We start from the raw sequence: 25,908 nt of genomic DNA, 5'->3' as shown, positions 1-25,908 counted from the left end.
TCGATCGCTCAGCGATCGGTCTGCGAGGCGCCGCGCGGCTTGAACGCGCGGCGCCTTTTTCGTCAGCTCTCTCGTCAAGAGGAGCGAGCGGCTCGTCGCGCGCCGCGCCGGGAGCCGCGGGCGTGCGCGCGCTCGTCGCCGGCTTTCGTCTCGACGGATGTCAAGCGAATCGGTAGCCTCGTCGTCGCATGAGGCCGTGCCCGAACTGCGCGTGGATGCTCAAGGAAACCGACGCTGCCTGCACGATGTGCGGCGCGAGCGTGGCGGGTGCCGCGCCTTCAGCCTCCGGACCGGTCGCGCCTCCGCCGCCGGTGCAGGGGGGCGCGGGCGCCTACGCTCCGCCTGGCCCACCGGGCTATCCGGGGCCATCGGTCGCCTCCGGCTACGGCGGTGCGGCGCCGCAGGGGTATGGCGCGGTGGGCGGCGCGCAGGGGGCCTACCCGCCTCCTCCTCAGGTCGGGGTGGGCGGTGGTCTCGCGGCGTCGCCCGGAGGCGTCGCGTTCTCGAGCGGCGCGGACTCTCCGTTCCCGGTCTCTCCCTGGGCGCGCGCGGCTCCTTCGACGGGGCTCACGTCGCAGCCGTCGTCGCCTCCGATGAACCAGCCGGGCGTCACGCCCGCCCAGCCGCCGCTGGCGTCGCCGATCCCGGGCATCGTGCCCGGCGCGTCGATGGGCGGCGCGATGGGGCAGCCGGCCGGGTCGCCGGCGCCGGTCTTCGGCACGCCCCCGCAGATGGTCGCGCAGCCGCCGATGGTCGTGCCGACGGCGGCGCCGGGCATGGTGGCGCCGCCGCCGCTGGTGCAGGGCGGCGGGGTGGCGCCGCCGCCGCTGGTGCAGGGCGGGGGGATGGCGCCGCCGCCGCTGGTGCAGGGCGGGGGGATGGCGCCGCCGCCGCTGGTGCAGGGCGGCGGGGTGGCGCCGCCGCCGCTGGTGCAGGGCGGCGGGGTGGCGCCGCCGCCGCTGGTGCAGGGCGGGGTGCCCGCGGCGGCGCAGGGGCGGGCGCCGGCGATCGTCGCGCCGCCGATGGTTCAGGGCGCGATGCAGCCGGCGGCGGTGCAGCCGGTCCCGGGGCAGCCGTCGCGCGTGCTCGTCGGCTTCCTTGTGACGTTCCAGAACGACCCGGGGGGCAGCTTCTGGCCGATCTACAGCGGCCGCACCCAGGTGGGGCGCGCCGGGGCGGATCCGACGACGGAGATCGGGCTCCCCGACGCGAGCGCCTCGTCGCGGCATGCGTCGCTCCACGCCGACCCGACGACGGGCCAGGTCTTCATCGAGGACGACGGCTCGCGCAACGGCACCTTCGTCAATGAGCAGCGCCTCGGGCAGGGCGAGCGCCGTCAGCTGCGCGACAACGACCGGCTGCGGCTCGGGAGCACGACGTTCGTGGTGAAGGTGCTGGTGGCGTGAGCGGAGCGGGGCCGGGCGCTGCGTGACAGGCCCAGCCCCACGAAGCTTACTGTCCGCCGGTGCCGCCAGCCCCGCCCGTGCCGTCGGTGCCGCCTGCGCCGCCCGTGCCGTCGGTGCCGCCTGCGCCGCCCTCACCCTCGGCAGCCTGGCATGTCTTGAAGCCGGTTGAGGGATCGACTTCACATATCCCGGACGTGCAGTCGTCCTCGGTGACGCAGGACTGTCCATCCCCGCAGTCCCTATCGCAAAGCGTGCCGCCGCAGTCGATATCGGTTTCTAGGCCATCCTTCTCACCGTTGAAGCAGAGCGGCGCGGCCGGTGGAATCAGGCAATTGAAGTACTCGACTACCTCGGCGGGCGTCTCCTTCACGATACCCTCGCTGTCGGTCTGCGGATCGATCGGCGGGTAGTGGACGCGGAAGCTGATGAATCCGGCGTATTTCTCCACCTCCTCAGCGTCCGTCAGGTCGGCCTTCGGCGGAGGCTGAAGGCCAGCGCTCGACTCGAGCACCGCCCTCGGCAGCAGCTGGTCGAAGCCGCCACACTCCCGTTCGGCGGCGTCGATCCGGTTGAAATGGTGCGAAGTCCCGTCGGCGCAGCTCACATCGAGGATGCCCCGGCCCTCCGGTGTCGTGATCGAGACAGTCCCTCCGTTCACGCTCAGAACCTCGGCGCTGCTGCCGCCGCCGCTGCCGCCGGTGCCGCTGCCGCCGCTCCCGGCGTTGCCGCCGCCACCGTCGCTGCCGCCACCCTCGTTGCCGCTGCCATCGTCGCACTGCGGGAGCATGGCGCTGCCGCCGGTGCCCCCGGCGCCCCCGGCGTTCTCGGGCTCACCGCACGGGTTGATCGTCACGGAGTAGGTGAACTCCCCCGCATACGTGAACGAGCCGCACTCCTGCGCCTGGGCGTCGATGCGCTTGAACGAGACGCTCGTCGGGGGGAACGCCGCGATGTCGAGCGGCGGATCGAAGACGACCTGCCCGCCACCCTCGAGGAAGCACACGTCGAGCTTCTCACGGGTCGCGAAGCTGCCTTGAGGCCCATTCCCTGCGCCCGGAGCGCCGCACCTGTCGTTGATGTCGTCGTGGAAGGTCGCGTAGCAGCTGTTCTGATCCCTGAGGAACGCGCAGATGTTCTCGAACTCCTCGCCGCAGCCGGGCACGGTGACGGCTGCGGCCACGAGGAGCGGAGCGACGGCGGCGGCGAACAAGACGTAACGGCGCATGGGCGCAGTCTACGCGGACTTCCCGCAGGTGGGCCAGATCCGCAGAGGTCGCCAAGCGGCGGCGGCGCCGGGGCGCGCCTCGCCTCAGGCGCGCGGTCGGCTCGCCCTACAGCTCGGCGTAGGGCCCGGGGACCACGTACGCGTCGTCGTTGCCGGCGTACGTGAACACCCCCCAGCAGACGAGCTTGTACTTGATCGCGAACGCCATCGCCTCCCGCAGGCTCGCCTTCGGCGCCAGCACGGCCAGGTTCGAGCGGCGGACGCCCCACCAGCCCGGCCCGTGCTGCAGCACCGCATCGTGGAGATCCTTCGTCGCGTGCTCCGAATCCTCGAGCACCGCAAGGCGCAGCCGTACGAACGACTTGTCGCTCGAAGGGAAGTCGAACCAGTACAGGTTCGACCTCGCCTGCTTCGGGGCGATGCTCCCGGCGCCCTGCACCGACAGGAAGCGCGTGAGGTCGTCGGGCGCGAGCTTCTGCGTCACCGGGTGCGTGTCGACGCCCTGGCACGTCTCGGGGCCCACCTTGAACTCCCCGAGCGTGAGCGGCGGCTCGCGGCCGTTCTCGGGCGTCAAGAGGTACCTGTCGATCTCGGGCAGATCGTCCGGGTACTCCACGCCGGCGTCGATGCCGCTGCACGCCGGGACCGCCAGCGAGAGCGCGAACGCCGCCGCGAGCGCGGGGCGCCCTGGCGCGTGGCGCGGCGCCGGACGCCCGCGGGCGGGGCTCATGCTGCAGGGGGGGCTCGGCGCGCTCGGCGCCGGTGCTCCGGCGGGCGCGCCCTTGCGGCTCGGTTTGCTTTCGTTCGACATGGCTCTCTCGCGGCACCTGGGGCGTCGCCTCGATCGGCGGGCGCAGCGCTGCCCGGGCCGGGCAATCATTCAATGCCGGACGCCCCGAGGGCAAACTCCTCTGCGAACATTTGGCTGGCGCGCCCCCGCTGGCCTAAAGTTCGCCCGATGAGGCACCTCGGAACGCCGATGCTCGCGCACGTCCCCGCCCTCCGCGCAGGGCTCGCGGCCGCCGCGGGGCGCGCCGGAGCGGCCTGCGCCGCCGCGGCCATGATCGCGCTGCTCGCCGGCTGCGGCGGGTCGCCCACCGCCCCCAGGCAGGACGAAGTCTTCTACCTCCACGGCGCCAGCGGGCTGCTGAGCAAGGACCAGAGCTTCGAGGTGTACTTCCCGCCGCTCGACGCGCCGGCCACCGACCGGGTGCCGCGCCGGATCGGCGTGGGTCTCATGAACGGCGACGTCCGCATCAGCCGCCCGATGGACTGGAACGTCGGCGGCGCCGACTACACGCCCGAGCGCCGCTTCATCACGTACCAGTCCCCGCGCCAGTTCCTGTTCTCGATCTACGAGCGCATCGACAGCCCCGAGGACCCGTGGCCCGACGTGCTCAAGCGCTACGAGGCCGACCTGGAGGAGCAGGGCGCGGAGATCCTCTCCGGCCGCGCCCCGGTGGCCACCGCGAACACGCAGGGGCGCAGCTACCTCGTCAAGGCGAAGATCCCCTCGAAGCCCGTGTCCGAGGCCTTCGCCCACGAGATCCTCGTCCGGAGCCCCCGCCGCGTCCTGCTCGTGCAGATCGTGCACCACGAGAACATCGACGCGAACGCCGACGAGATCACGGCCGCGCTGCAGAGCCTCACCGTGTACTGAGCGCCCGCCGCGCGCCGCCCGTCACATCGGCGGGGGCTCGCCCCGATCCTCGTCGTCCTCGTCGTCGCCGCCCGCGAGGTGCTTGTCGTCGAGGGGGATCGTGATCACGAGCCGCTCCGCCGCGGAGCCGCCGATCCACGCGGTGCGCTTGAGCGTCGAGGCGCGCGGCGAGCCGAGCTGGAACCGCGGCGCCTCCTCCGTGTCCACGTGGATCTCGAGCATCACGTCGTGGATGCCCGGCGTGAACGTCTCGATGATGCCGCGGACGAGCTCCTGGCGCTGACCGCCGGGCAGGAACGAGAGGTACTCGTCGTAGCCGACCGGCCCGAGCACGACCTTATAGCGGCCCGACCCGTCGAACACGTAGCGCCCCAGCGTCAGGCTCTCGCCGAGCTGGTGGTTCATCACGCCGAGCTTGTTCCTGAACGGCTTCTCGATCTTCGTCCAGTGGCCGACGAACTGCTCGATCTTCACGCCGATGTCCCCGAGCATCTCGGAGAGCACCGTCTCGAGGTTCCGCGCCGAGCGCGACTTCGAGGCGAGGATCGGCGCGTAGCGGAGGAAGAAGAAGCGGTCGAGCGGCGTCTCGTAGTCGCGGAACCCGTCGAGGCCGACCGCGCAGAGCATCCGTCGCGAGAACGGATCGGCGCCCTGCTTGCGGTACGTGACGGGCAGCCGGTACTTGGTCCACGCGCGGTAGAGCAGCGACAGGAGCCGGTGGTGGAGGACGTCGAGGAGCTCGCGGACCGGCTGCGGCCCGCCCTGGTAGTCGGCCAGCGCGATCTGCTCGATGAAGTACGCCGGCAGCGGCGACACCGAGCCGTACAGGCCGAGGAACGTGGTCGAGACGCGCGCCCGCTGGACCCCGTCCGCGTACTTGACCGGCGCGAGCTCGCTCACGTCGCTCGGCGCGAAGACGAGCGACGGATCGCCGCGCAGCCGGATGCGCTCGTCCTGCACCGGCCCGAGCTGGCCCACCGGCGGCGCGGCGGGGAAGAGCCGCTCGAGCAGGTAGACGAGGCGGTAGTACGAGAAGCGCGGCGCGGTCTCCGCGAGGCGCCGGAGCGCCTCCAGCGCCGCGGGGTCGGCGGCCGCGGCGCCCCTCGGCGCGGCCGCCCTCAGATCAGCGTCAGGCTGCCGCTCTTCGGGTCCCATTTGTGCACCACGCGTGTGTTCGTGCCGGTGACCGTCAGCTGCGTGAACGAGTTCAACGAGACGTAGGACCCGAGCATCTCGTTGAGGATGCTCGCGAACAGGTACATCTCGCCCTCGCCGACGAACCCGCCCTCGTCGAGCTCGATGTCGACCGCGACGCCGCGCACCGGCGCGCCCCGGTACAGCCGGTCGGTCGGCCGCACCCGGATCGACTTGATCGCGGCCAGGCGGAGCTGGTTCGCGCGCGCCGCCTGGCGATCGACGATCGCCTGGAAGTTGTAGAGATCGACCGTCGCCCGGAGCACCTCGAGATCGGTGATCGAGCGGTAGCTCATCGCCATGTGGGCCAGCACGCGCCACTGCAGCTCGCGCCCGATCGGCGGCGGGAGCGGCGCGGTGACGCCCGTGAGGTTCGTGAAGCTCGCCACCGCGGGGGAGGTCGCCGTCGGCACCCGCAGATCGCCGAGCTTCAGCTGCGCCGGCAGGCGGCGGTTCGTGCTCGTCGCCTCGATGCTGATCACGTCGAACTCGGGGAGCGCACCCGCGTCCTGCGGCGAGCCGAACGACAGGTACATGTCGATGCCGTCGCCGATCGCGGCCGGGCGGAGGTGCGTCTGGTAGAAGATCGTCCGCGCGGCGGCCTCGGGATCGAGCTCGTGCTGGAAGCTGAAGAACGAGGGGATCTCGACGCGCTGGCTCGTGCGGCGGGCGATCCCGACGACCTTGTCGATGCTGTGGATCTCGAAGGCCGCGGGCGTCGCGCCCGCGGGGCGGCACAGGTACTCGTGCTTGGTGGCCTCGGGCTTGATCGGATCGCTCGTGTGCTCGAACAGGTTCACGACCGGCGAGCAGAACAGCCGGAGGTTCTCCCGGCTGACCCGGGTCCCCGGCGGGAGCCCGTCCCTGAACTGCAGCAAGATCGCGAACCGGTCAGAGATCCGCTCCGCCGAGAGCGCCTGGAGGCCGGTCACCTCGAAGAACGCGAACTTCTGCGGGAGCGTGAAGAACTCCTGCAGGAGCCGGAAGCCCGGGTAGACCGTCTTGGGATACGGGATCAGCGCCTCTTCGTCGGTGAAGCCGGTGAGCCGCACGGCGCGCCCCGGGAGCGACGCGATCGTCGTGTCGCGCCCGGACGCGTCCACGGCGGCGAGCGCGACGGTGTCGACGTGCGCGCCGACCCAGAGGCGGAGGTCGTCCTGGAGCCGGCGCTCGCCGTGGATGTAGAAGCGGAGCGACGAGAGCGACAGGCCCGCGAGCGCGGCGCCCCCGGTCAGGCGGAGCTCGATGCGGAGCGTCTGCGCGAGCTGCGCGCCCGTGTCGACGCGCACGTCCTCCACCGCGAGCGGGACGAGCTCGACGTCCTGCGTGGTGCGGAACCGGCACGAGACGCCGTCGACCGGCACCGACCCGACCTCCGCGTGCCGGGCCACGACGAGCTTCTCGCGCACGACGTTCGGGAGCGGCGTGAACTCGATGATCGACGTCGCCGGGATCTGACGGAGGTAGTGCGGAAAGAGCAGCGACGCGACCGAGTGGATCACCTCGGGGAGCTCGTCGTCGAGCTTCTGGCGGATCTTGCCCGTCAGGAAGGCGACGCCCTCGAGCAGGCGCTCGACGTCGGGGTCGCCGCCGCGCTCCGCGAGCATGGGCGCGATCCCGGGGTAGGCCGCGGCGAACTCCCGCCCCAGGTCCCGCAGGTAGGTGAGCTCGTCCTGGTAGTACTTGTTGAACATCCTCTCGCCACCGCCAGTCGACCGCCTGGGCCGAAGCGTGTCAACCGCCGTGAGCTCGGCCGCCGGACAGAAGCTACGTCATCCGGACGTTGCCGCTCTGGTCCACCGCGGCGCCGAGCCGGAGCGCCTGGCGCCGGCCGTCGGGGAACTGGATCTGCGCGGTGATCTCGAACTCGAGGATCATCGACTGCAGCACCGAGTCGTTGCGCACGTGCCGGACCTGCACGTTCTTCAGCCGCGGCTCGTAGGCCTGGATGCAGTTCTTGAGCGAGCGCTGCACCAGGCCGATCGCCTCGGGGAACTCGTGCAGCACCTCGGAGACCTCCATGAGGCCGTAGTCCGGGCAGGTCAGCGAGCTGCCCTGGCGGGTGTTCAGCATGTGCCCGAGGTGCGTCAGGATGGCCGACTCGAGGTCGTGATCCCGGTAGGTGTGCCGCTCCGTCGAGTGCGGGTCGGCCGCGTGCTGGATGCGGGTGAGGAGCGATGCGCCGGCCACGGGCGCGGATCGTAGCTCAGCTCGCGCCTCGAGCGGAAGCCCGGCGTTTCAGCGCGGGGTGAGCCAGTCGTCCTCGGCCGAGAGGCCGCCGTCGTTCCAGAGCCAGAGGACCTTCTGGTACGTGAACGCGACCTCCTCCTGCTCGGGCACGCGCGCTTGCGACGGGTGCCGCACGTTGAGCATGTGGAACTGGATGCTCGAGATGGTCGCGTTCGTGAGCTGGACCGTGAAGACCGGCTTCTCGATGCCGATCGCGACCGACCGGTAGAACTGGAGCTCCCAGCGGGGGATGCTCTCGTTGTGGCTGAGCATGCTGAGGAGGAGCGGGGTGGACCGGTCGAGGTCCTTCGTGACGATGAAGGGCTTGTGCATCCGCTTGCCCGTCGGGCGGCCGGTCACCGGGTCGCGCGGTCCCACCAGCGAGTGGAACACCTCGGTGACCAGGATGCTACCTTCTCGCCCCTTCTGGGTGACGGAACCCCTGACTTCCCCTTGTTTTGCGCCGACGAGTCTGAGGTAGGCGTTGAGGGGCATGCCAACATTCTGATCCGAGGACGCCGTATCGCCATGCCTGAATTCGAGCGGCCTCCCGGCCGGCTCGATCTCCAGGACCACAAACGCGACCGGGCGACCCGAAGGCCGCCCGGCGCGACGAGACCCGAAGCCCGGAGGCTAGGGGTTACTGGTTCGGCGTCTCCCAGTCGTCGTCCGCCTGGCGGGCGCCGCTGCCGTCGTCGTACGACCACTCGATCTTCTGGTACGTGAAGGCGACCTTCTCGTACTCCGGCGTCTGCGCGTCCCGCCGGGTGTTCTCCATGTGGAAGTCGATGCTCGCGACCGTCGCGTTCGTGAGCTTGACGGTGTAGTGGTTCTTCTCCTTACCGTCGTTGTTGATCGCCTTCGCGCCCGGCGTGTAGAACTTGAGCTCCCACGTCTTGATGCTCTCGTTGTTGACCAGGGCGTTGTAGAGGAGCGGGGTCGCCTTATCGAGCTCCTTCGTGATCACGAAGGGCTTGTGCTGCCGCTTGCCGCTGGGCAACCCGGTCGCCGGATCGCGCGGGCTCACGACCTGATGCTGCACGGAGATGACGGCGATCGTGTTCTCGCGCTTAGCCTGGGTGACCGAGCCGTGAATCGGGCCCTGCGTAACACCCTCCAAGGTGAGATGAGCTTGCAACGCCATGGTCAATTGCCTCTTCCTTCAAGGTCTCGCCGCCTGGGCTCAGTCTACGCCCCATTGCGCGCTGGCAGACGGTTCGTCCCATCGGGAGTAAGAGCCTGAGAGATACGACTCTCATCGTATCTCTATCCCTGTTCATCCCAGGGAGCCCAGAAGGTAACTCCCTATATGGGAGCGTCAAGACTTTTGTGTCCCAGGGCAGCCGGCGCTTGCAGGTTTCTTGGTTCTCGATGTTCTCGATGGCCGCAATATTCCGTCCGCTGGGCCACCGCTTCGATAGGGCGGCGCTCGTGTGTCGAGCCCGTTGCGGAGGTTGTGGGCGACGTGACGAGGCGTGGCGCAACGGCTCGATCCGACGGTGGGCACGACCGCCGACATGGAGAACAAGGTGGCCTGGCCGGCCAACAGGGCTGGCCGGCCAGCGTGCCGGCCAGCGTGGCCGGCCAGCGTGGCCGGCCAGGGCGTTCGGTCGCGAACTCGCCTCGGCGGCGCCTTGCATGATACGAAGGGCGCGTGAGCATCGTTCGCTTCGGCTCCGTCGCCGGCCTGTGGCTCGCCGCCGCCCTCTCGGGCTGCGGAGCGTACCCCGAGCAGCCGCACGGCGAGCTGCAGACACGCAAGCAGAACCCGATTCCGGTCTGCACGACCCAGCTTCCGCCCGCGCGGCGCGCGGCGGGCAACAAGGCCGCCGTCCGTACCCTCGATCACGACCAGTGGCTGGGGGTCGTCGTCCCCGCTTACAACGAGGAGCGCGGGCTCGGGCCGACCGACGTCGACTGCACCGGGCACTACGTGTTCGCCAACGAGACGCTGCGCGGCGGCGTCTCCAAATCCGGCTGGCCGCGCAAGATCGATCCGGACGAGGTCGAGATCCGCTCCGGGCCGGAAGGGCTGCGCGCCATCTGGGTGCGCGTCCTCAAGTTCGAGAACGGCGACGAGGGCGGCCTCGTGGCGCTCGTGCGCGCGGCGGGCGACCGGGCCGACGTCTACGGCGTCGGCAGCTTCCGCGCGCCCGCCAAGGGGACCAAGCTGTCCCCGGTGCGCCTCGGCAACGACAACCTCGTCGTCGCCGAGACGAAGAGCTGCCCGGATCCCGACGACTGCCGGCAACGGGCCCACTTCTACCTGGCGCGACGAGGACGCCTGATCGAGGCGGCCTCCGTCGACCTGGAGCGGACCGCCGTGGTGCCCTCCGTCACCGAACGCGGGCTCTACGCGCGCTACGTGCTGCGCACCGACGTGTCCTACAAGCCGAACGGCATCCAGCTGCTCGAGCAGGTGCGCGTGAAGATCGTGAAGTACGACGACGGCAACCGCGACAGCGACCGCGAGCTCCGCCGCGTCGAGTTCCAGCGGTTCCTCCGGGTGGAGCGGGATACGCTCTTCTCGTCGAATGATCCGCTCTGGGAGCGCGTCGTCGGACAGGACTAGAACTGCAGCGGCGGCGCTGGGGGGAGCGCCGGGGGGGCGGGCGATGGCCCGCCGAGCGCGCAGGACGCGCGGCCCGCACGCGCAGGGCGCGGACGAGCCGGGCGTGGATCTGCTCGGAGGACGGCCAGAGTGGAAATTGCCGTCATGACGGCGAGGGAGGCCCGCCGTCACGGAAGGCTCGCCGGCGAGAGGGGCTCGCCGGCGAGCTGCGGCGGCTACCAGCAGAACAGCGCGTTGCCGTAACCGCAGTTCGGACGCTGGAACATCGCGTAGGCGGTGCCGATGGCGAGGCCGCTCAGGAAGCCCGTGACGCCGCCGATCGCGATCTGACCGGCGTTCTCGTGCGGCCGCGTGCCTTCCGGGGCGACGCCGCGGGCGATCGTGGTCACGACCGAGGCGGTGAGGGGGAAGGCGACATTGCCGATGAAACCGCCGGCGTTGAAGCGGCCCGACGAGTACCGGAACGTGTCGACCAGGAAGATGCCGGTGCCCGCGCCCGTCGCGCCCCACGAGGCGAACGCGTGCGTCGAAGGGCCGCCGAACGACTCGCAGCCCGAGTCGGGCAGCGCCGTCTTCGTCTCCTCGATCTCGCATCCGGGGCGCGTCGACTCGATCGCGCCCTTGATCGGCAGATCCACGAGCAGCGTCAGCGCGGTCATCGTCATCGCAGGCGCCAGGACCGAGAAATGCCAGCGCCCCTTCCAGCCGACCGTGGCCTCGGGGTCGCTGTAATAAACGCGCGGCATCAGGAAGACGACCGAGGTGCCCAGCGCGAGGCTCACGTCCGAGACCGTGGCCCAGCCCTTATCGCGCTCCGCCTCCGCGGCCGCCTCGCGCGGGGCGAGGAGGCACGCGGCCACCGAAAGACAACCTGCTGCTACGACTTTCTCCCTGATTCGCATGAACGGCGCCTCGCGTTCGGCCGCGCCACCGGCGAAGGGCGGCGAGCTCAAGGCGCGGCGCGCCGCGCGAAGCCCCGCCGTTTTGGGGCGCTACCGTTTGTTCGAATTCCCAGAGACGGGGAAGCGGACGATGCTCCTGCCTCCCGACTCGCCGGATGACCCGTAGTCCTCTCCGGCGGTCGCAGCGTACGCCCGAGAGAACTGCTCGCCAAATATTTCCCTAAACGTCTCCTTGTCCTCCCCCGAATAGTCGCCGTGGCGGCGCTCGTAGAGCTTCCAGAGCTCCTCGTACTTGCTGGAGAACAGCCCGCCTTTCTTGCCCTCGCGCTCGAGCTTCTCTTCGAGCGTCTTCGGCGCGAGCTTCACGAGCAGCGACCTCACGCCCCCCATCACGCCGTTCAGGAGCGCGATCTGGTGGCTCATGACATCGACGAAGATCTCGTGGAGGTGCCGCGCGGCCTCCGGCCCGCCGACCGGCGTGAGCAGGACCGTGCCGAGCTCCTTCGCGTCCTTCGCGTTCGCGACCTTGTCCGTCTCCGCAGTGCGATCGCGGGCCAGCACCTCGGCCTCGAACTCCTGGTAGCCGTCGCGCAAGCTCACGAAGCACTTCAGGAAGACCTCCATCGTGTCGCGGAGCCGCCGCGCGAAGTTGACGATGCCCGCCACGTCGTCCGGGGGCTTCGCGCCGGGCGCGAGCGCGCCCGCCAGCTCGGACAGCGCAGCGAACGCGGCGTTCGCCGGCGCCAGCTCGCCGAGCGTGCGGTAGTCCACGCCGTAGTACTGGGAGATCTTCTGGAAATCCCGCTCCGCGAGCACGCTCGGGTGCTCCTCGCCCAGCCGGCGCAGGTAGCTCTGGCGCGCGTCGGGCGGGAGGCGCGCGAGGTGATCCCAGATCATCCGGTACACCGCGGCCCACGCGGTCCGGTACGCCTCCAGGTACGGCACCACCTGGCGCAGGTACGGGTCCTCGCCGCCGGGCGCGGCGCGCTTCTGCGGGTGGAGCAGCGCGGAGAGGTTCTCGCCGCCCGTGCCGAGCAGCGTGCCGTCGCCCGGGCTCTCCGACTTCAGCGGCGCCTCGACGATCGCCAGCCGGATCTGGATCGGGCCGATCGTGATCTCCGGCTGGCTGCTCACGTCCACCGAGGTGTCGCGCGCCAGCCGGTGCCCACCGAACATCGTCCCGTTGGTCGAGCCGAGGTCGCGGACGAGGATCCGACGATCGCGCACGTCCACCGCCGCGTGGAACTGGGAGATGTACGGCCGGTCGATGTGCAGGTCGTTCAGCTGGTTCCTGCCGATCCGGACAGGGAAGCGCTCGAACGAAGCTTCGAAGCTTTGGTTGGCCTGGGTGTCGGACACGCGGGCCGAGAGCGCCGCCGGCATGGGTGCAGAGTAGCAGACCCGCTCCGCCGCACGGGAGTGCCTGACGCCCCTCCGCGCCGGCCAGCCCGCCGACGCGCGGTCCGCCCACCCCCCGCAGCGCACGACGAAAGCAAGCCGGTCGCTTTCTTGACTGGTTTGCCTACATGGTGCGACCTTAAACCACACATGAGCCTCGTCCATAAGATCCCTCCCATGGTCTCCGCCCTGGCGTTTGGCTACGGGGTCGGGATGGCGGCGCCCCAGTCGGCGATCTCGTCGGTCCAGTCGGCGGTGTCGACCTACCAGCTGGGCGGAGCGCGGGCCGGGGCGCCGGTCGCGGCGCTCGCCGCCGCGCCGGTGATCGCCGCGCCGGCGCCGTTCGCGCCGCCCGCGCGCGGGGTCGACGCGCCGGCGCTGCCGCCGGGGGGCGAGTCGCGGGAGCTGCTCCGGCTGCGCGACGCCGCGGCGCGCGACGCGCGGGAGGGCGCGTCCTGCGAGGTGGATCGGCCGAGCTTCTCGCGGCCGCCGCGCGCGTTCTCCGCCGAGGGCAGCTACGCCGACGACGTGGACGACCTCGACGCGGCCGGCGCCGAGGCGCTCTCGAAGCTGCAGCTGCCGGACCTGCGGCTCGCCGTGTCGCGCCGCACCCTGAAGTACGTCCGCTTCTTCACGCGGACCGACCGCGGCCGGGCGATGTTCGAGACGTGGCTGAAGCGGAGCGGGCGCTACCAGGAGATGGTCCAGGCCGAGCTCCGCGACCGGCGGCTGCCGGAAGATCTCATCTGGGTCGCCATGATCGAGAGCGGCTTCGACCCGCGGGCGAAGTCGCCGGCGGGCGCCGTCGGGCTCTGGCAGTTCATGCCCGCCACGGGGGAGGTGTACGGGCTGCAGCAGACGCGGCACCTCGACCAGCGCAAGAACCCGCGCCTCGCCACGCAGGCCGCGGCCCACCACCTGCGCGATCTCTACATGCGCTTCGGGAGCTGGGATCTCGCGCTCGCGGCCTACAACATGGGCTACGAGCAGCTGCTCGACCGCATCGATCGGTACGGCACGTCCGACTTCAACGAGCTGGCGCGCCAGCAGGCGATCCCCTCGGAGACGGCCGCCTACGTGCCGAAGATCGGGGCGGCGGCGATCGTGGCGAACAACCTGGAGCGGTTCGGGTTCGATCAGGTCGAGGTGAGCCGGCCGCTCGACGCCGCCGAGATCGCGGCGCCCCCGGGGACGCCGCTCAAGACCCTGGCGAAGGCCGCGGGCGTCGCGACGTCGACGCTGCGGTCGCTGAACCCCGACATCCTCGGCGACCGCGTGCCGCCCGGCCGGGGGGACTTCATCGTGATGATCCCCTCGGACACGCTGGCGCGGGCGCAGGCGGCCCTGCCCGCGATGCTCTCCGCGGAGCAGCTCGCCACGGACGACGCGTCGGTCCTCGATCCGGTCGACCTGCTCGGCGGGCGCGACTTCGCGCCGCGGCGGAGGAGCCTCGACGACGAGAGCCTGCTCTCGCTGCTCCCGAAGCCCGCGCGGCGGCGGGCGGCGGACCCGGCGGACGACGACGACCGGCCCTCGAGCGGCAAGCGGCGCTCGATGCGCGATCCGGTGGCCGCACTCGACGACGGCCCGGAGAGCCCCTCCGACGACGACGACGCGGCGTACGCCCCGGCGCGATCGCGGGCCGCGCGCGCGGGGCGACCTGCGCGCGAGGTGATGCTCTACCGCGTCGGGCCCGGCGATACGCTGATCGGCGTGGCGCGGCAGTTCGTCATCGACGTCGAGGACGTCGCGCGCGATAACGGGATTGACGCGGACCAGAAGCTCCGCGTCGGCGCCCTGCTGAAGCTGCGGGTACGGCCCGACAAGGTGGACCGCGTCGCCTCGAGCGAGGCGGCCGTCGCGCAGGCGAAGGACGAGAGGGCCCAAGACGGGGCGGCGGCGTCGCGCGGCGCCGCGCCGCGCGTCGAGGCGGCCCGCGGCGGGGCGAGGCCGCCCGCGCGGGAGCGCGGAGAGGCCGGCGGGGGCGAGGGCCGCGCCCCGGAGGCCGCGGAGAAGAAGCCCAAGGGGCGCGGCTGACGACGGCGCTTTCGGACGAGGGCGCGCCTCGGTTAGCATGCCTCGCATGCAGCTCGTCGACACCAAGGCCATCGTCAAGCGACTCACCAAGAACTGCACTTCAGCCCTCGAGGCGGCGATTGGCCAGTGTGTCAACGCGCGCCACTACGAGGTCACGCTCGAGCACCTGCTCCTCGCGCTGCTCGACGACGCGAACTCCGACATCGCGTTTCTCGTATCCCACTATGATCTCGACCCGTCGCACCTCCGCGCCGCGCTCCAGCGCAGCCTGGAGGAGCTGAGGAAGGGCAACGCCGGCAGGCCGGTGCTCTCTCCGACGATGCTCGAGTGGATGCAGGACGCCTATCTCGTCGGATCCATGGAGTATGGCTACCAGCGGGTGCGGAGCGGCGTGCTCTTCCAGCGCCTCGTCCAGCAGCCGACCCGGTACTCGGTGAGCGGCATCGGCGCTTACCTCGAGGGCATCTCGAAAGACGATCTCAAGACCAATCTCTCCAAGATTGTCTCCGGCTCGAAGGAGGAGGCCGAGGCCGCCGCGGCGTCCGCGGGCGCGCCCGGGGCGGGGAAGCTGCCGGCCGGCATGGCGAGCGCCGGGCCCGACTCGGCGCTGGCGAAGTTCTGCGTCGACTACACCGGCAAGGCGCGCGCGGGGCAGATCGATCCGATCTTCGGCCGCGAGCGGGAGATCCGGCAGGTCATCGACATCCTCGCGCGGCGCCGCAAGAATAACCCGATCATCGTCGGCGACGCGGGCGTCGGCAAGACGGCGCTCGTCGAGGGGCTCGCGCTGCTCATCGTCGAGAGCACGCCGGAGAACCCGAAGGTGCCGCCGCTCCTGCAAGGGGTCGACATCCTCGGGCTCGACATGGGCCTGCTCCAGGCGGGCGCCGGCGTGAAGGGCGAGTTCGAGAACCGCATGAAGCAGGTGATCGCCGAGGTGAAGGGGTCGCCGAAGCCGATCATCCTCTTCATCGACGAGGCGCACACGCTCATCGGCGCGGGCGGCCAGCAGGGCGGCGGCGACGCGGCCAACCTGCTCAAGCCGGCGCTCGCCCGCGGCGAGCTCCGGACGATCGCGGCCACGACGTGGAGCGAGTACAAGAAGTACTTCGAGAAGGACGCGGCGCTGGAGCGGCGCTTCCAGCCCGTCAAGGTCGACGAGCCGAGCGAGCCGGCCGCCGTCGTGATGCTCCGCGGGCTCCGGCCGAAGTTCGAGCAGGCCCACAACGTCATCATCCAGGACGAGGCGGTGACCGCCGCGGTGCGGCTCTCGGCGCGCTACCTGACCGGCAGGCAGCTGCCGGACAAGGCGGTCGACCTGCTCGACACGTGCGCGGCGCGGGTGAAGGTCGCGCTGCAGCAGCGCCCCGCCGCGGTGGAGGACGCCGAGATCCTCATCGTGAACACCGAGACCGAGCTCAAGGCGCTCGAGCGCGATCGGGACAAGGGCGTGCACATCGACGCCGAGCGGGTCGCCGAGCTCAAGGCCCGGCTCGCCAAGGCGAAGGCCGAGCTCGAGGAGGTGCGCGCCGCCTACGCGAAGGAGACGGCCGGCACGCAGAAGGTCATCGACGCCCGCAAGAAGATGGACGAGGCGAAGTCGAACGAGGACCGCGACGCCGCCCGCCGCGAGGTCGTGAAGGCCCTCGACGAGCTCAAGCAGAGCCAGGGCGAGGTGCCGCTGATCCGGCCGGACGTCGACGAGGCCATGGTGGCGAGCGTCGTGGCGGCGTGGACGGGCATCCCCGTCGGCAAGATGGTCCAGGACGACGTGAAGGCGCTCCTCGAGATGGAGGACCGGCTGACCCGGCGGATCAAGGGGCAGACGCACGGCATCGTGACCATCTCGAAGGAGCTCCGGAGCGCGCGCGCGGGCCTGAAGCCGCTGAGCACGCCGCAGGGCGTGTTCCTGCTCGTCGGGCCGAGCGGCGTCGGCAAGACGGAGACCGCGCTCGGCATCGCCGACCTCATGTTCGGCGGCGAGCGGATGATGACCGTCATCAACATGTCCGAGTTCCAGGAGAAGCACACGGTCTCCCGGCTCATCGGCTCGCCGCCGGGCTACGTCGGCTACGGCGAGGGCGGCATGCTCACCGAGGCCGTGCGCCAGCGGCCCTACACGGTCGTGCTCCTCGACGAGGTCGAGAAGGCCGATCCCGACGTGCTGAACCTGTTCTACCAGGTGTTCGACAAGGGCATGCTGAGCGACGGCGAGGGGCGGCTCGTCGACTTCAAGAACACGGTCATCATCCTGACGAGCAACCTCGCGACCGACAAGATCACGAACATGACGATCGCCGCGCGGGAAGAGGACCCGGCGCGGCGGCTCGACGCCGACGGCGAGTTCATCAAGGAGGTGGTCGAGGCGATCAAGCCGACGCTCTCGGCGCACTTCAAGCCGGCGCTGCTCGCCCGCATGACGACGGTGCCGTACCTGCCGATCTCGCCCGACGCGCTCGGCGAGATCACGCGGCTCAAGCTGGACGCGCTCGTCGATCGCCTGCGCAAGAGCCAGCGGATCGAGGCGTCGTACTCGGACGCGCTCGTCGACACGATCGCCGCGCGCTGCACCGAGGTCGACACGGGCGCGCGCAACATCGATCACATCCTCCGGGCGTCGCTCCTGCCGCAGCTCTCGGTCGCCGTCCTCGAGAAGATGGCGGAGGGCCCGCTCCCGAAGCGGCTCCAGATCGGGGTCGACGCCGAGAAGAACTTCACCGTCTCGTTCTCGGACTAATCGACCGCGCCGGCGCACCGAAAGTTGTACGGGCCGTGAGACTCCGCATAAATTGGGCGGAGCATGGTCGCGTTCGCCAAGCTCCTACAGCGTTCGATGTGGCTCGGGGAGCCGCGTTCGCCCTCCCCCGCGGGGGAGGGCCCGCCGCGCAGGCCGGCGCCTCGGCGCGGGGCGGCCCCGGGGAAGGTCGCCGCTCTGGTCGCGGCGGCGACGCTCGCCGCCGCCGCGCTGCCCGCCGCGGTCGCGGGCTGCACGTCCCCCGCGCCGCCGCCCGCCGCCCCCGAGCCGTGCGACGTCCAGATCGTGACGCTGTCGATCTACGCGTCCGACAACATCAACCCCAACGAGAACGGCAACCCGCGGCCCGTCGTCGTGCGGCTCTACCAGCTGAAGAGCAGCGCGCGCATGGAGAACGCGACGTACGATCAGATCCTGCTCCGGGACAAGGAGACGCTCGAGGACGACCTCGCCAAGGTCGACGAGGTCGAGGTCTTCCCGAACGACCTCGTCGAGGTGAAGTTCGAGCGCCTGCCGGACGCGAGCCACCTCGTCGGCGCCGCCCTGTTCCACAGCCCGAAGGGGAGCAGCTGGAAGACGTTCTACGAGTTCCCGCTGCCGCCCGGAGAGGCCCAGTGCGGCGGGCGCGAGAGCGACGCGGGGCCGCCCGTGTCCGACCCGCGGGTCGCGTTCTTCATCGACTCGACGAAGATCGACAACGGGGTCGAGATGGACGAGTCGATGTTCCCCAACGCGACCGCCGTCCGGCGGCTCAACCTGCCGAAGAAGGCGGCCGCGCCGGAGGCGCCGTCCGCGCCGAGGAGGTAGCGGCCATGGTGCGCCCCGGTCGTCCTCGATGCGGTGCTCGATCGCTCGCGGGAGCGGCGAGCGGCGCTACGCGCCCCGCCGGGCATCGAGGCGCCCCGCGCGCGGCCAGCTTTCGCGCCGCGCTGCGCGGCACATCTGATAAGACTGGACGGGCGACATGATCCACCCGCGTAAGCCTGTCTGGACCGAGGGGCTCTTCATGACCCCTCAGCATCTGCAGCAGTCGGACGTCTACCACGAGACGCTGCTCCACGCGCGCCTCCACGCGGTCGTGGGCTACGACTGGGGCATCACGTCCGCGCAGTTCGACGAGCGAGCGCTCTCGGCCGGGCAGTTCAAGGTGGTCAAGTGCCACGGCGTCTTCCCCGACGGGACGCCGTTCTTCATCGGCGATCGCGGCGAGGACCAGGTCGAGGCGCGGCCGCTCGAGGGCGTCTTCCCCGCCGCGCTGCAGGATCTCGACGTCTACCTCGGCATCCCGAACCTGCGCGAGACCGCGGCGAACATCAGTCTCGACCCGGCGAAGGCGGGGCCGGCCCAGCGGTTCGTGGCGTCCCAGGCGACGGTCCCGGACGTGAACTCCGGGCGCAACGACACGTCGGTCACCTGGGCCCGCACCAACCTGCGGCTCATCTTCGGCACCGAGCCGCGCGACGCCTACCAGACCGTGCGGATCGCGCAGCTCACCCGCGACCGCTCCGGCGCGATCGTCCTCCGGAAGAGCTTCATCCCGTCGGTCCTCCGCATCAACTCGTCCGACCACATCATGTCCGGCCTCCGGCGGGTGCTGTCGGCGCTGGTCGGCAAGCAGAAGTCGCTCGTCGAGGGGCGGCGCATGCGCACCGCGGCCTCGGTCGACTTCCAGGCCTCCGACCTCACGAAGTTCTGGCTGCTCCACACCCTGAACTCGTACATCCCGGTCGTGTCGCACCTCGTCGACCACGGCCGCGCGCACCCGGAGCAGTGCTTCGTCGTCATCGGCTCGCTCATCGGCGAGCTCTGCACCTTCTCGGCGTCGGACAGCGATCCGACGACGATCCCCAAGTTCAACTACCTCGAGCTCGAGGGCGTCCTCACCCCGATGTTCGACCGGGCGGTCGCGCTCATCAGCGGGGTCGTCACGGACCAGTTCGTCATCGTGCCGCTCGAGAAGCGCGAGGACGGCATGTACCTCGGCAGGTTCGATGACCCGAAGCTGCCGCGCACCCACGAGATGTTCCTCGAGGCGAAGGGCACGGACGAGGCCACGCTGCGCGAGCGGCTCCCGCGTCTGCTCAAGATCGGCTCGTGGACGCAGATCGGGCACATCCTGCACTCCGCGACGCCCGGCGTGAACGTCGCCATCGAGTACCGGCCGCCGGGCGCGATCCCGGTCAAGCCGGGGCTCGTCTACCTCCGCGTCAACCAGTCCGGCGATTACTGGAACGACATCCTCGGCTCTGGCACGATCGCCATCTACCAGCCCATCGAACCGCAGAAGGTCGACCTCCGGCTGATCGGGGTCCCGACGGGGAAGTGATCGTGCCTGGCCGCCCCATCCGGGTGAGGAGCCCATGAGCCTCTCGCAGACGATGTACTTTGTTTGCTCCGACGTGCTGTCGCTGATCCTGCAGCTCAGGAACTCGCGCGACCTGCCGGCGCCCGACATCCTCCAGCGGCGCGTCCTCGGCCTGTTCGACACGATGATGCAGAACGGGCGGGAGGCCCGCATCCCCGAGCAGGACATGATCGACGCGAAGTTCGCGCTCGCGGCCTTCGCCGACGAGGTGATCTTCAACTCGAACTGGCCCGGCAGGACGCAGTGGCTCCAGAACCCGCTGCAGTTCCAGTTCTTCCAGCTGAACACGGCCGGCGACGGGTTCTTCACGAACCTCGACAACCTCTACGGCCAGCGCGGCAGAAACCACGTCGCGCAAATCTACTTCCTGTGCTTGGCCCTCGGCTTCCAGGGGAAATATCGTCTCCGGCAGCAGGAGGGCCTCGGTGCGGTCATCGAGGGTGTGGGCAACTACGTCGCCGTCGCCGAGGGCGGCGGGGACGCCCTCGCGCCGAACGCGGAGCGCAAGGACGGGGGCGCCGGCGCGGTGCGCCGCGAGCTGCCCTACCTGGCGATCGCGCTCGGCCTGCTCGTGCTGGCCGTCCTCGTGGTCATCGTGCTCCGGCTCGTCGTGGCCTCGGACGCGGAGGGCGTGGCCGACCAGATCAAGAAGCTGATCAGCACAGGGACCTAGGCGACTCCGCCCGTCCTCTGTTGTTCCCGAGGGAGACTTCCGATGTGGCTGTGGATCCTGAGCGCCCTGTTCCTCGCCGCCGTGTGGGGAGTATGGTTCATGCTGCGCCCCGCGGGAGGGGAGGGGGCCGAGGTGCTGCCGATCGAGATCCCGATCGCGGCGACGGCGGCCGTCCTCTTGCTGCTGGCGGGGCTCGCGGTCTACCGGCGGATCCGGGCGGCGCGCGCCGCGCGGGCGCTCGAGAAGGCGATCGCGCAGCAGGCGCAGGAGCAGGTGATCAACGCGAAGCCGGAGCGGCGCGCGGAGATCCAGGAGCTGAGCCGGCAGATGCAGGAGGGCATCGCCGCGCTGAAGGCCTCGAAGCTCGGCGGCGGCCGGCGGGGCGCCGACGCGCTGTACGTCCTGCCCTGGTACGTGATGGTCGGCCCGCCCGGCGCCGGCAAGACCACCGCGCTCCGCCACTCGGGGCTCGTGTTCCCGTACATCGACCCGGAGCGCACCGGCGTGCGCGGCGTCGGCGGCACCCGGAACTGCGAGTGGTGGTTCACGAACGAGGCGATCCTCCTCGACACCGCCGGCCGGTACACGACCGAGAGCGACGACCACGACGAGTGGATGGCGTTCCTCGAGCTCCTGCTCCAGTACCGCGAGCACAAGCCGCTCAACGGCGTCATCGTCGCGGTGAGCATGAGCGAGCTGCTCGACGCGAGCGACGACCAGATCGACCAGACCGGCAAGAAGATCCGCGCGCGCATCGACGAGATGCAGCGGACGCTGCACATGATCCTGCCGGTCTACGTGCTCTTCACGAAGACCGACCTCGTGGCGGGCTTCACCGAGTACTTCGGCGACCTGAAGAAGAGCGAGCGCGCCCAGGCCTGGGGCGCCACCGTGCGCCTCGACGAGGGCAAGTCCGAGCCCGGCAAGATCTTCGATCGCGAGTTCGACGTGCTCATCGAGCGGCTCCACGCGCGGCTGACGAAGCGGCTCATCGGCGAGCGGAGCCGCGACGTGAAGGAGAGGGCCTACCAGTTCCCGCTCGAGTTCGCGGCGGTGAAGCGCAACCTCTCGGACTTCATCGCGGCGGCGTTCGCGCCCGGGGCCGGCGCGGCCCCCACGCCGATCCTGCGCGGGTTCTACTTCACGAGCGGCGTCCAGGAGGGGCGGCCGCTCGATCGCGTGGTCGGGGCGATGGGGCGGGCGTTCGGGCTGCGCGCGGCGCTCGGCGAGGGCGAGGAGGAGGCGGCGCTCCCGAAGGAGTCGAAGAGCTTCTTCCTGCACGACGTCTTCACGAACGTCGTCTTCCCCGATCAGGATCTCGCGGCGCGCAGCGAGGCCGAGCTCCGGCGGCGCCGCTTGCAGCGGATCCTCGTGGCGGCGGCGGCGGCGTTCGTCGCCCTCCTGTTCCTGCTCCCGGCGGTGATCTCGTACTTCAACAACAAGGCGCTCGTCGCCGAGACGAGGCGCATCTCGGACGAGATCGCGTTCGTGGACTGGTCCGGGCGGAGCGGCGCCCCGCCGAACGTGCCCGCGAACATCGACAAGCTCGACCGGCTGCAGGGGCACGTGGGGAAGCTCGATCAGTACGTCGAGAACACGCCCCTCGACCACGGCTGGTTCATGTTCCAGGGGGACAAGCTCTTCCCCCCGACGATGGGGCAGTACATCAAGAGCCTGAAGCAAGGGTTCGTCGGCCCGGCGAAGGCGCAGCTCGAGGCGAAGCTCGAGCGGGTGCGCGACGGGGAGTTCCTGGACGGCTACAACGCCCTGCGCAGCTACCTCCTGCTCGGCAAGGGCTATCAGGACCACATGGATGAGCAGGCGGCGCGGTGGCAGACCGGCCGGCTCGTCCAGGTCTGGGCCGACATCCTGAAGCCGTTCACCGACATGCCCGAGAGTGACCTCAAGGAGCGGCTCACGCCGCACGTCGCCTATTACATCGACCTCGTGCGGCGCAACAAGCTCGAGGCCGAGGAGCTGAACGATCCGCTCGTCGCGAGGGCGCGGGCCGATCTCCTGCGGGTCGACCCGACGAAGCGCTACTACGACCAGTTCGTGACGAGCCTGATCGACCAGAAGTACGACGAGTCGGGGCCGAACACGCCGGAGAACCTGAAGTACCCGCCGGTGTCCCTGGACGAGATGTTCGCGGACCGGCCCGAGGTGCTGACCGTCATCCACAGCGCGCAGAAGAACCGGGGCGGGCCCTGGTTCAAGGTGGAGGGGCCCTACACGGCCAAGGGGCACGCGCAGGTGCTCGAGTCGCTCAAGGAGGGGAGGAAGAAGCTCGAGCGCGAGCTCTGGGTGCTCCCGCTGTCGAACGACGAGAAGCGGAGCGGCGACCAGATCCAGAAGGAGCTCGACCGCGTCCGGCAGGACTACGACAACGCGTACATCGCGCAGTGGGAGGCGTTCTTCCGCGACATCCAGGTCGACATCCCGAAGACGAACCGGGACGCGATCCACGAGTTCCGGGTCCTCTCCACGCCCGACTGGCCCTACCGGCGGCTGCTCCAGCGGCTCCACGACGAGACGCAGTTCCCGGTGGAGAAGCCGAACGTGCTGACGGCGGACGGCGGCATCATCGACAGGGCCAAGGACATGATCGCGCAGCGGGTCGAGCGGCGGACGAACGTGCAGATCGGCTCGATGCTCCAGGGGCAGGGCGGGCGCGAGCACTACGACCCGGTGCCCGACAAGTTCGAGTCGATGGCGGGCTTCGGGGTGCCGGCGGCGCCGGCGGAGGAAGGGCAGCCCCCGCCGCCCCCGCCCAAGCTGGGCCAGTACGTCGGCCACCTCGAGCGGCTCGCCGGGGAGATGAGCGTCGTCGAGGACGGGCCGCCCGACACGGACACCTCGAGGGCGACGGAGGCGTTCCAGGACGCGGTGAAAGAGACCCAGACGCTCCTGCTCTCGATGGACCAGACCGGGCAGCGGCTGATGGAGCCGCTCCTCATGAACCCCCTCCGGCAGGCGTACAAGGCGGTCGTGCGGCGCGCCGGCGGCGCGGCGAGCGGCATCTGGGAGGTCGAGGTCTGGCCGCACTACCGCGACAAGATCAAGGACCGGTACCCCTTCAACCTCGCCTCCTCCCGCGACGCCTCGCTCGAGGACGCGATGGCCTTCTTCAAGCCGAAGGACGGCGTGCTCTGGGGCTTCTACGAGACGTACCTGAAGGGCTTCCACTACCAGGTCGGGCACGAGTACTTCCCGAAGTCGCACCTGTCGGGGCAGCCGCAAGCGGCGAAGCCGTTCACGCCGTTCAACGCGAACCTGTACAACTGCCTGAGGCGCTCGGACGAGATCACCGACGCGCTCTTCGGGGGCGGCGGCGCCGAGGGGCCCAAGGTCGTCTTCCACATCAACATGAAGACGGTCAGCCCCATCGTGAGCGAGGTGATCTTCGAGGTCGACGGCCAGAAGAGGCTCTATCGCAACGAGAAGGAGTTCTGGCACACCTTCAACTGGCCCGGAGAGGGCGCGAAGGGCGCGAGGATCCAGGTGCGCGGCGCGGGCGGGCTCGACGAAGAGCTCGTGCGCGAAGGGCCCTGGGGGATCTTCCGGCTGTTCGAGGCCGGGACCACGACCGCCCAGAAAGACAACGACGCGCTCTTCACGGTGACCTGGCAGATGACCGCCCCGCCAGTGACCGTCACCATGGAGATCCGGCCGACCCGCGGGAACCATCCGTTCCCGGCGAGCTTCTTCCGGGCGACCAACTGCCCGCCCAGCATCGGTGATCGCTTCGGCAAAGGGTGATCCGGACAGCAACGGAGCCGGCGGGGGAGGGGGTGTCGTGCGGGGGGCCGGCGGGGGCCCCTCCCGCGAACTCGCGCCTTTTGGTGGCTATGGCCGTGGGAACGGGAGAGCTGAGCTATGAGGTGGACGCTGCGATGCGGGCCGGCGCTCGGATTCGCGGGGCCCTCCCCCGCCGGCCCCCCGCACGACACCCCCTCCCCCGCCGGCTCTTTGTGACGGGGGAGAGAAAAGGGGGGGCCGCGATCGCCGCGGATGAGCCGCGATGCCGGGGGATAGGCGATCGCCGTCGCCATGATTGCTGCGGGCCTCGATTGCCGCGGGGGCGGCGACTGCCGGCGCGGAGCCTGAGGCGATCGTCCTGAGCCTGCCGGCCGGAACGGAGCGTGCGGGGAGGGGGCCGTGCGCGCGGGGGGCGGCGGGGTAGGGCCCCGCGAATCCGAGCGCCGGCCCGCGGCGAAGCGAGTCGCTCGTGATCTCGGCGGGTCCGCGCATGTGGCAATTGCCACCACAAGGCGCGAGTTCGCGGGAGGGGGCCCCGCCGCCCCCCGCGCGCACGGCCCCCTCCCCGCACGCTCCCGCCGCAATCGCGAGCTCGCGGGAGGGGGCCCCGCCGCCCCCCGCGCGCACGGCCCCCTCCCCGCACGCTCCCGCTGCGACCACGAGCAACCGGGAAGGTGGTAGCGCTCGGTGAGCAGTTCGTGGTTCACTCCCAGGCCGTCATGTTCTGGCGCCGCAAGAAGGGCCCTGCCGCTCCGCCGCAGGTCGGCTGCTTCGGCAAGCTGCCCGCCACGGGCGACTTCATCCGGCTGAACGCAGGAGGCGAAGAGCTCGCCGCCTTCGACCGATGGCTGGGCGCATCCATCGACTTCGCCCGGCGCGCCATGGGCCCCCATTTCGATGCGTATTACCAGCCATCGCTGGGCCTCTTCGTGTTCCACGGCGACCCGAAGGGCGACGAGCCGCCCGCCCGCGGGCTCGTGGGCGCATGGGCCGCGAGCGGCGACAACGCCGGCCGGCTGTACCCGATCGTCGTGTTCGGCTCGTACGACTACGACCAGCTCCTCGCCGCAGGGCCGTCGCTCCCCATCACCCTGTTCCCGCTCCTCGCCGCCGCCCACGACGCCGCGACGAACGGCCGGTCCATGCCCGTCGACGCCTTCCTCCACCGCGTCTCCCAGATCGCGCCGCCCTCGCTCGACGACCCGGACGCGTCGAACGCCGCCTACCGCGCCTGGCTCAAGACCCAGCCGATGAAGGCGCTCTGGGACGCAGGCTTCGGCACCGACGCGAGCCGCTTCTGGGTGCTGCAGAACATCCTCGACTCGGTGATGCCGTTCCGCGGCCAGGAGCTCCCCAAGACAGGGCTCGCGCTCCGGCTGCCGCTCGGCGCCGGCGACGCCTACGCCGCCGCCGTGTGGATGGACATGACCCTCCGCCTGTCGAAATGGGGACGCACGCTGATGAACGCGTTCTGGACGCCCCAGCGCACCCTGCTCCTCCACCTCGGCCCGCCCCACGTGGGCTCGTTCCGCGAGATGATCGCCCCCACCACCCAGGCCGAGCACATCGCCGACCTCTGCGGACCCCCGCCGGTCGAAGAGCACGTTTCCCGACACGCGCTCGGGCCGGAGCTCGACGCCCTCGTCGCCCGGACCGACCTGTCGCTCGACAGCTTCCTCGAGGCCCTCGGCTGAGCCCGTGCCCGAGCCCACGACCCCCGATCCGCCGCATGC

The 25,908-nt window shown here is 70.6% G+C and carries 19 protein-coding genes; 10 read left to right on the top strand and 9 right to left on the bottom strand.

The genetic code is table 11. From position 1 onward, the window contains the following. Nucleotides 1-215: 215 nt before the first annotated feature. Nucleotides 216-1,406 carry an FHA domain-containing protein gene (locus WME83_RS30755; protein ID WP_437313271.1) on the top strand — a complete coding sequence of 397 codons (1,191 nt, stop codon included), beginning with the start codon at nucleotides 216-218 and terminating at the stop codon, nucleotides 1,404-1,406. Nucleotides 1,407-1,452: 46 nt separating this feature from the next. On the opposite strand, the gene WME83_RS30750 is transcribed toward WME83_RS30755, so the two are convergent. Next, complete coding sequence (locus tag WME83_RS30750; protein ID WP_437313270.1) at nucleotides 1,453-2,631, bottom strand: hypothetical protein; 1,179 nt, start codon at nucleotides 2,629-2,631, stop codon at nucleotides 1,453-1,455. A 106-nt stretch (nucleotides 2,632-2,737) separates the two neighbouring features. Next, nucleotides 2,738-3,361: a hypothetical protein gene (locus tag WME83_RS30745; protein WP_437313269.1), complete on the bottom strand. Its 624-nt coding sequence runs from the start codon at nucleotides 3,359-3,361 to the stop codon at nucleotides 2,738-2,740. Nucleotides 3,362-3,589: 228 nt separating this feature from the next. Between WME83_RS30745 and WME83_RS30740 the strand changes: the two genes are divergently transcribed. Next, entirely contained in the window at nucleotides 3,590-4,291 is a 702-nt protein-coding gene (locus tag WME83_RS30740; RefSeq protein ID WP_437313268.1) for a hypothetical protein, read from the top strand. Nucleotides 4,292-4,312: 21 nt separating this feature from the next. Here the strand turns inward: WME83_RS30740 and tssG are convergent, their stop codons facing one another. The 5 genes from tssG to WME83_RS30715 form a co-directional block, all read right to left on the bottom strand. Then, a complete protein-coding gene (gene tssG, locus WME83_RS30735) occupies nucleotides 4,313-5,446 on the bottom strand; it encodes a type VI secretion system baseplate subunit TssG (RefSeq protein ID WP_437313267.1) in 1,134 nt (377 codons plus the stop codon). Then, nucleotides 5,410-7,179 carry a type VI secretion system baseplate subunit TssF gene (gene tssF / locus WME83_RS30730; protein WP_437313266.1) on the bottom strand — a complete coding sequence of 590 codons (1,770 nt, stop codon included), beginning with the start codon at nucleotides 7,177-7,179 and terminating at the stop codon, nucleotides 5,410-5,412. The genes tssG and tssF overlap by 37 nt, the downstream gene beginning before the upstream one ends. A 73-nt stretch (nucleotides 7,180-7,252) precedes the next feature. Then, the gene (tssE, locus tag WME83_RS30725; RefSeq protein ID WP_437313265.1) at nucleotides 7,253-7,675 is read right to left on the bottom strand and encodes a type VI secretion system baseplate subunit TssE; all 423 of its coding nucleotides are present in this window, start codon (nucleotides 7,673-7,675) and stop codon (nucleotides 7,253-7,255) included. Nucleotides 7,676-7,723: 48 nt separating this feature from the next. Continuing rightward, entirely contained in the window at nucleotides 7,724-8,209 is a 486-nt protein-coding gene (gene tssD, locus WME83_RS30720; RefSeq protein ID WP_437313264.1) for a type VI secretion system tube protein TssD, read from the bottom strand. A gap of 145 nt (nucleotides 8,210-8,354) precedes the next feature. Then, the gene (locus tag WME83_RS30715; RefSeq protein WP_437313263.1) at nucleotides 8,355-8,858 is read right to left on the bottom strand and encodes an Hcp family type VI secretion system effector; all 504 of its coding nucleotides are present in this window, start codon (nucleotides 8,856-8,858) and stop codon (nucleotides 8,355-8,357) included. 510 nt (nucleotides 8,859-9,368) lie between these two features. Between WME83_RS30715 and WME83_RS30710 the strand changes: the two genes are divergently transcribed. Beyond that, nucleotides 9,369-10,286 carry a hypothetical protein gene (locus tag WME83_RS30710; RefSeq protein ID WP_437313262.1) on the top strand — a complete coding sequence of 306 codons (918 nt, stop codon included), beginning with the start codon at nucleotides 9,369-9,371 and terminating at the stop codon, nucleotides 10,284-10,286. 215 nt (nucleotides 10,287-10,501) lie between these two features. Here WME83_RS30710 and WME83_RS30705 read toward each other — a convergent pair whose 3' ends face one another. Both WME83_RS30705 and WME83_RS30700 read right to left on the bottom strand, forming a co-directional pair. Further along, nucleotides 10,502-11,146 carry a hypothetical protein gene (locus WME83_RS30705; RefSeq protein ID WP_437313261.1) on the bottom strand — a complete coding sequence of 215 codons (645 nt, stop codon included), beginning with the start codon at nucleotides 11,144-11,146 and terminating at the stop codon, nucleotides 10,502-10,504. Between the two features lie 132 nt (nucleotides 11,147-11,278). Then, the gene (locus WME83_RS30700) at nucleotides 11,279-12,571 is read right to left on the bottom strand and encodes a type VI secretion system-associated FHA domain protein (protein ID WP_437313260.1); all 1,293 of its coding nucleotides are present in this window, start codon (nucleotides 12,569-12,571) and stop codon (nucleotides 11,279-11,281) included. 192 nt (nucleotides 12,572-12,763) lie between these two features. Here WME83_RS30700 and WME83_RS30695 point away from each other — a divergent pair, with 192 nt between their 5' ends. The 7 genes from WME83_RS30695 (at nucleotide 12,764) to tagF (ending at nucleotide 25,869) form a co-directional block, all read left to right on the top strand. After that, the gene (locus WME83_RS30695; RefSeq protein WP_437313259.1) at nucleotides 12,764-14,623 is read left to right on the top strand and encodes a transglycosylase SLT domain-containing protein; all 1,860 of its coding nucleotides are present in this window, start codon (nucleotides 12,764-12,766) and stop codon (nucleotides 14,621-14,623) included. Nucleotides 14,624-14,660: 37 nt separating this feature from the next. After that, nucleotides 14,661-17,360 carry a type VI secretion system ATPase TssH gene (gene tssH / locus WME83_RS30690; RefSeq protein WP_437313258.1) on the top strand — a complete coding sequence of 900 codons (2,700 nt, stop codon included), beginning with the start codon at nucleotides 14,661-14,663 and terminating at the stop codon, nucleotides 17,358-17,360. Between the two features lie 63 nt (nucleotides 17,361-17,423). Next, the gene (tssJ, locus tag WME83_RS30685) at nucleotides 17,424-18,185 is read left to right on the top strand and encodes a type VI secretion system lipoprotein TssJ (RefSeq protein ID WP_437313257.1); all 762 of its coding nucleotides are present in this window, start codon (nucleotides 17,424-17,426) and stop codon (nucleotides 18,183-18,185) included. A 157-nt stretch (nucleotides 18,186-18,342) separates the two neighbouring features. Further along, nucleotides 18,343-19,704: a type VI secretion system baseplate subunit TssK gene (gene tssK / locus WME83_RS30680; protein WP_437313256.1), complete on the top strand. Its 1,362-nt coding sequence runs from the start codon at nucleotides 18,343-18,345 to the stop codon at nucleotides 19,702-19,704. A 34-nt stretch (nucleotides 19,705-19,738) separates the two neighbouring features. Then, nucleotides 19,739-20,416, top strand: coding sequence for a DotU family type IV/VI secretion system protein (locus WME83_RS30675; RefSeq protein ID WP_437313255.1), 678 nt, complete (start codon nucleotides 19,739-19,741; stop codon nucleotides 20,414-20,416). A gap of 42 nt (nucleotides 20,417-20,458) precedes the next feature. After that, on the top strand, nucleotides 20,459-24,175 hold the full coding sequence (gene tssM / locus WME83_RS30670) for a type VI secretion system membrane subunit TssM (RefSeq protein ID WP_437313254.1): 3,717 nt from the start codon (nucleotides 20,459-20,461) through the stop codon (nucleotides 24,173-24,175). A gap of 674 nt (nucleotides 24,176-24,849) precedes the next feature. After that, the gene (tagF, locus tag WME83_RS30665; RefSeq protein ID WP_437313253.1) at nucleotides 24,850-25,869 is read left to right on the top strand and encodes a type VI secretion system-associated protein TagF; all 1,020 of its coding nucleotides are present in this window, start codon (nucleotides 24,850-24,852) and stop codon (nucleotides 25,867-25,869) included. The last annotated feature ends 39 nt before the right edge of the window (nucleotides 25,870-25,908 follow it).

The sequence above is a fragment of the Sorangium sp. So ce385 genome (genome assembly GCF_051474135.1).
GTDB classification, from domain to species: domain Bacteria; phylum Myxococcota_A; class Polyangia; order Polyangiales; family Polyangiaceae; genus Sorangium; species Sorangium cellulosum_D.
Note: the sequence above shows the minus strand (reverse complement) of the source record. Positions and strands in the feature narration are given on the sequence as shown.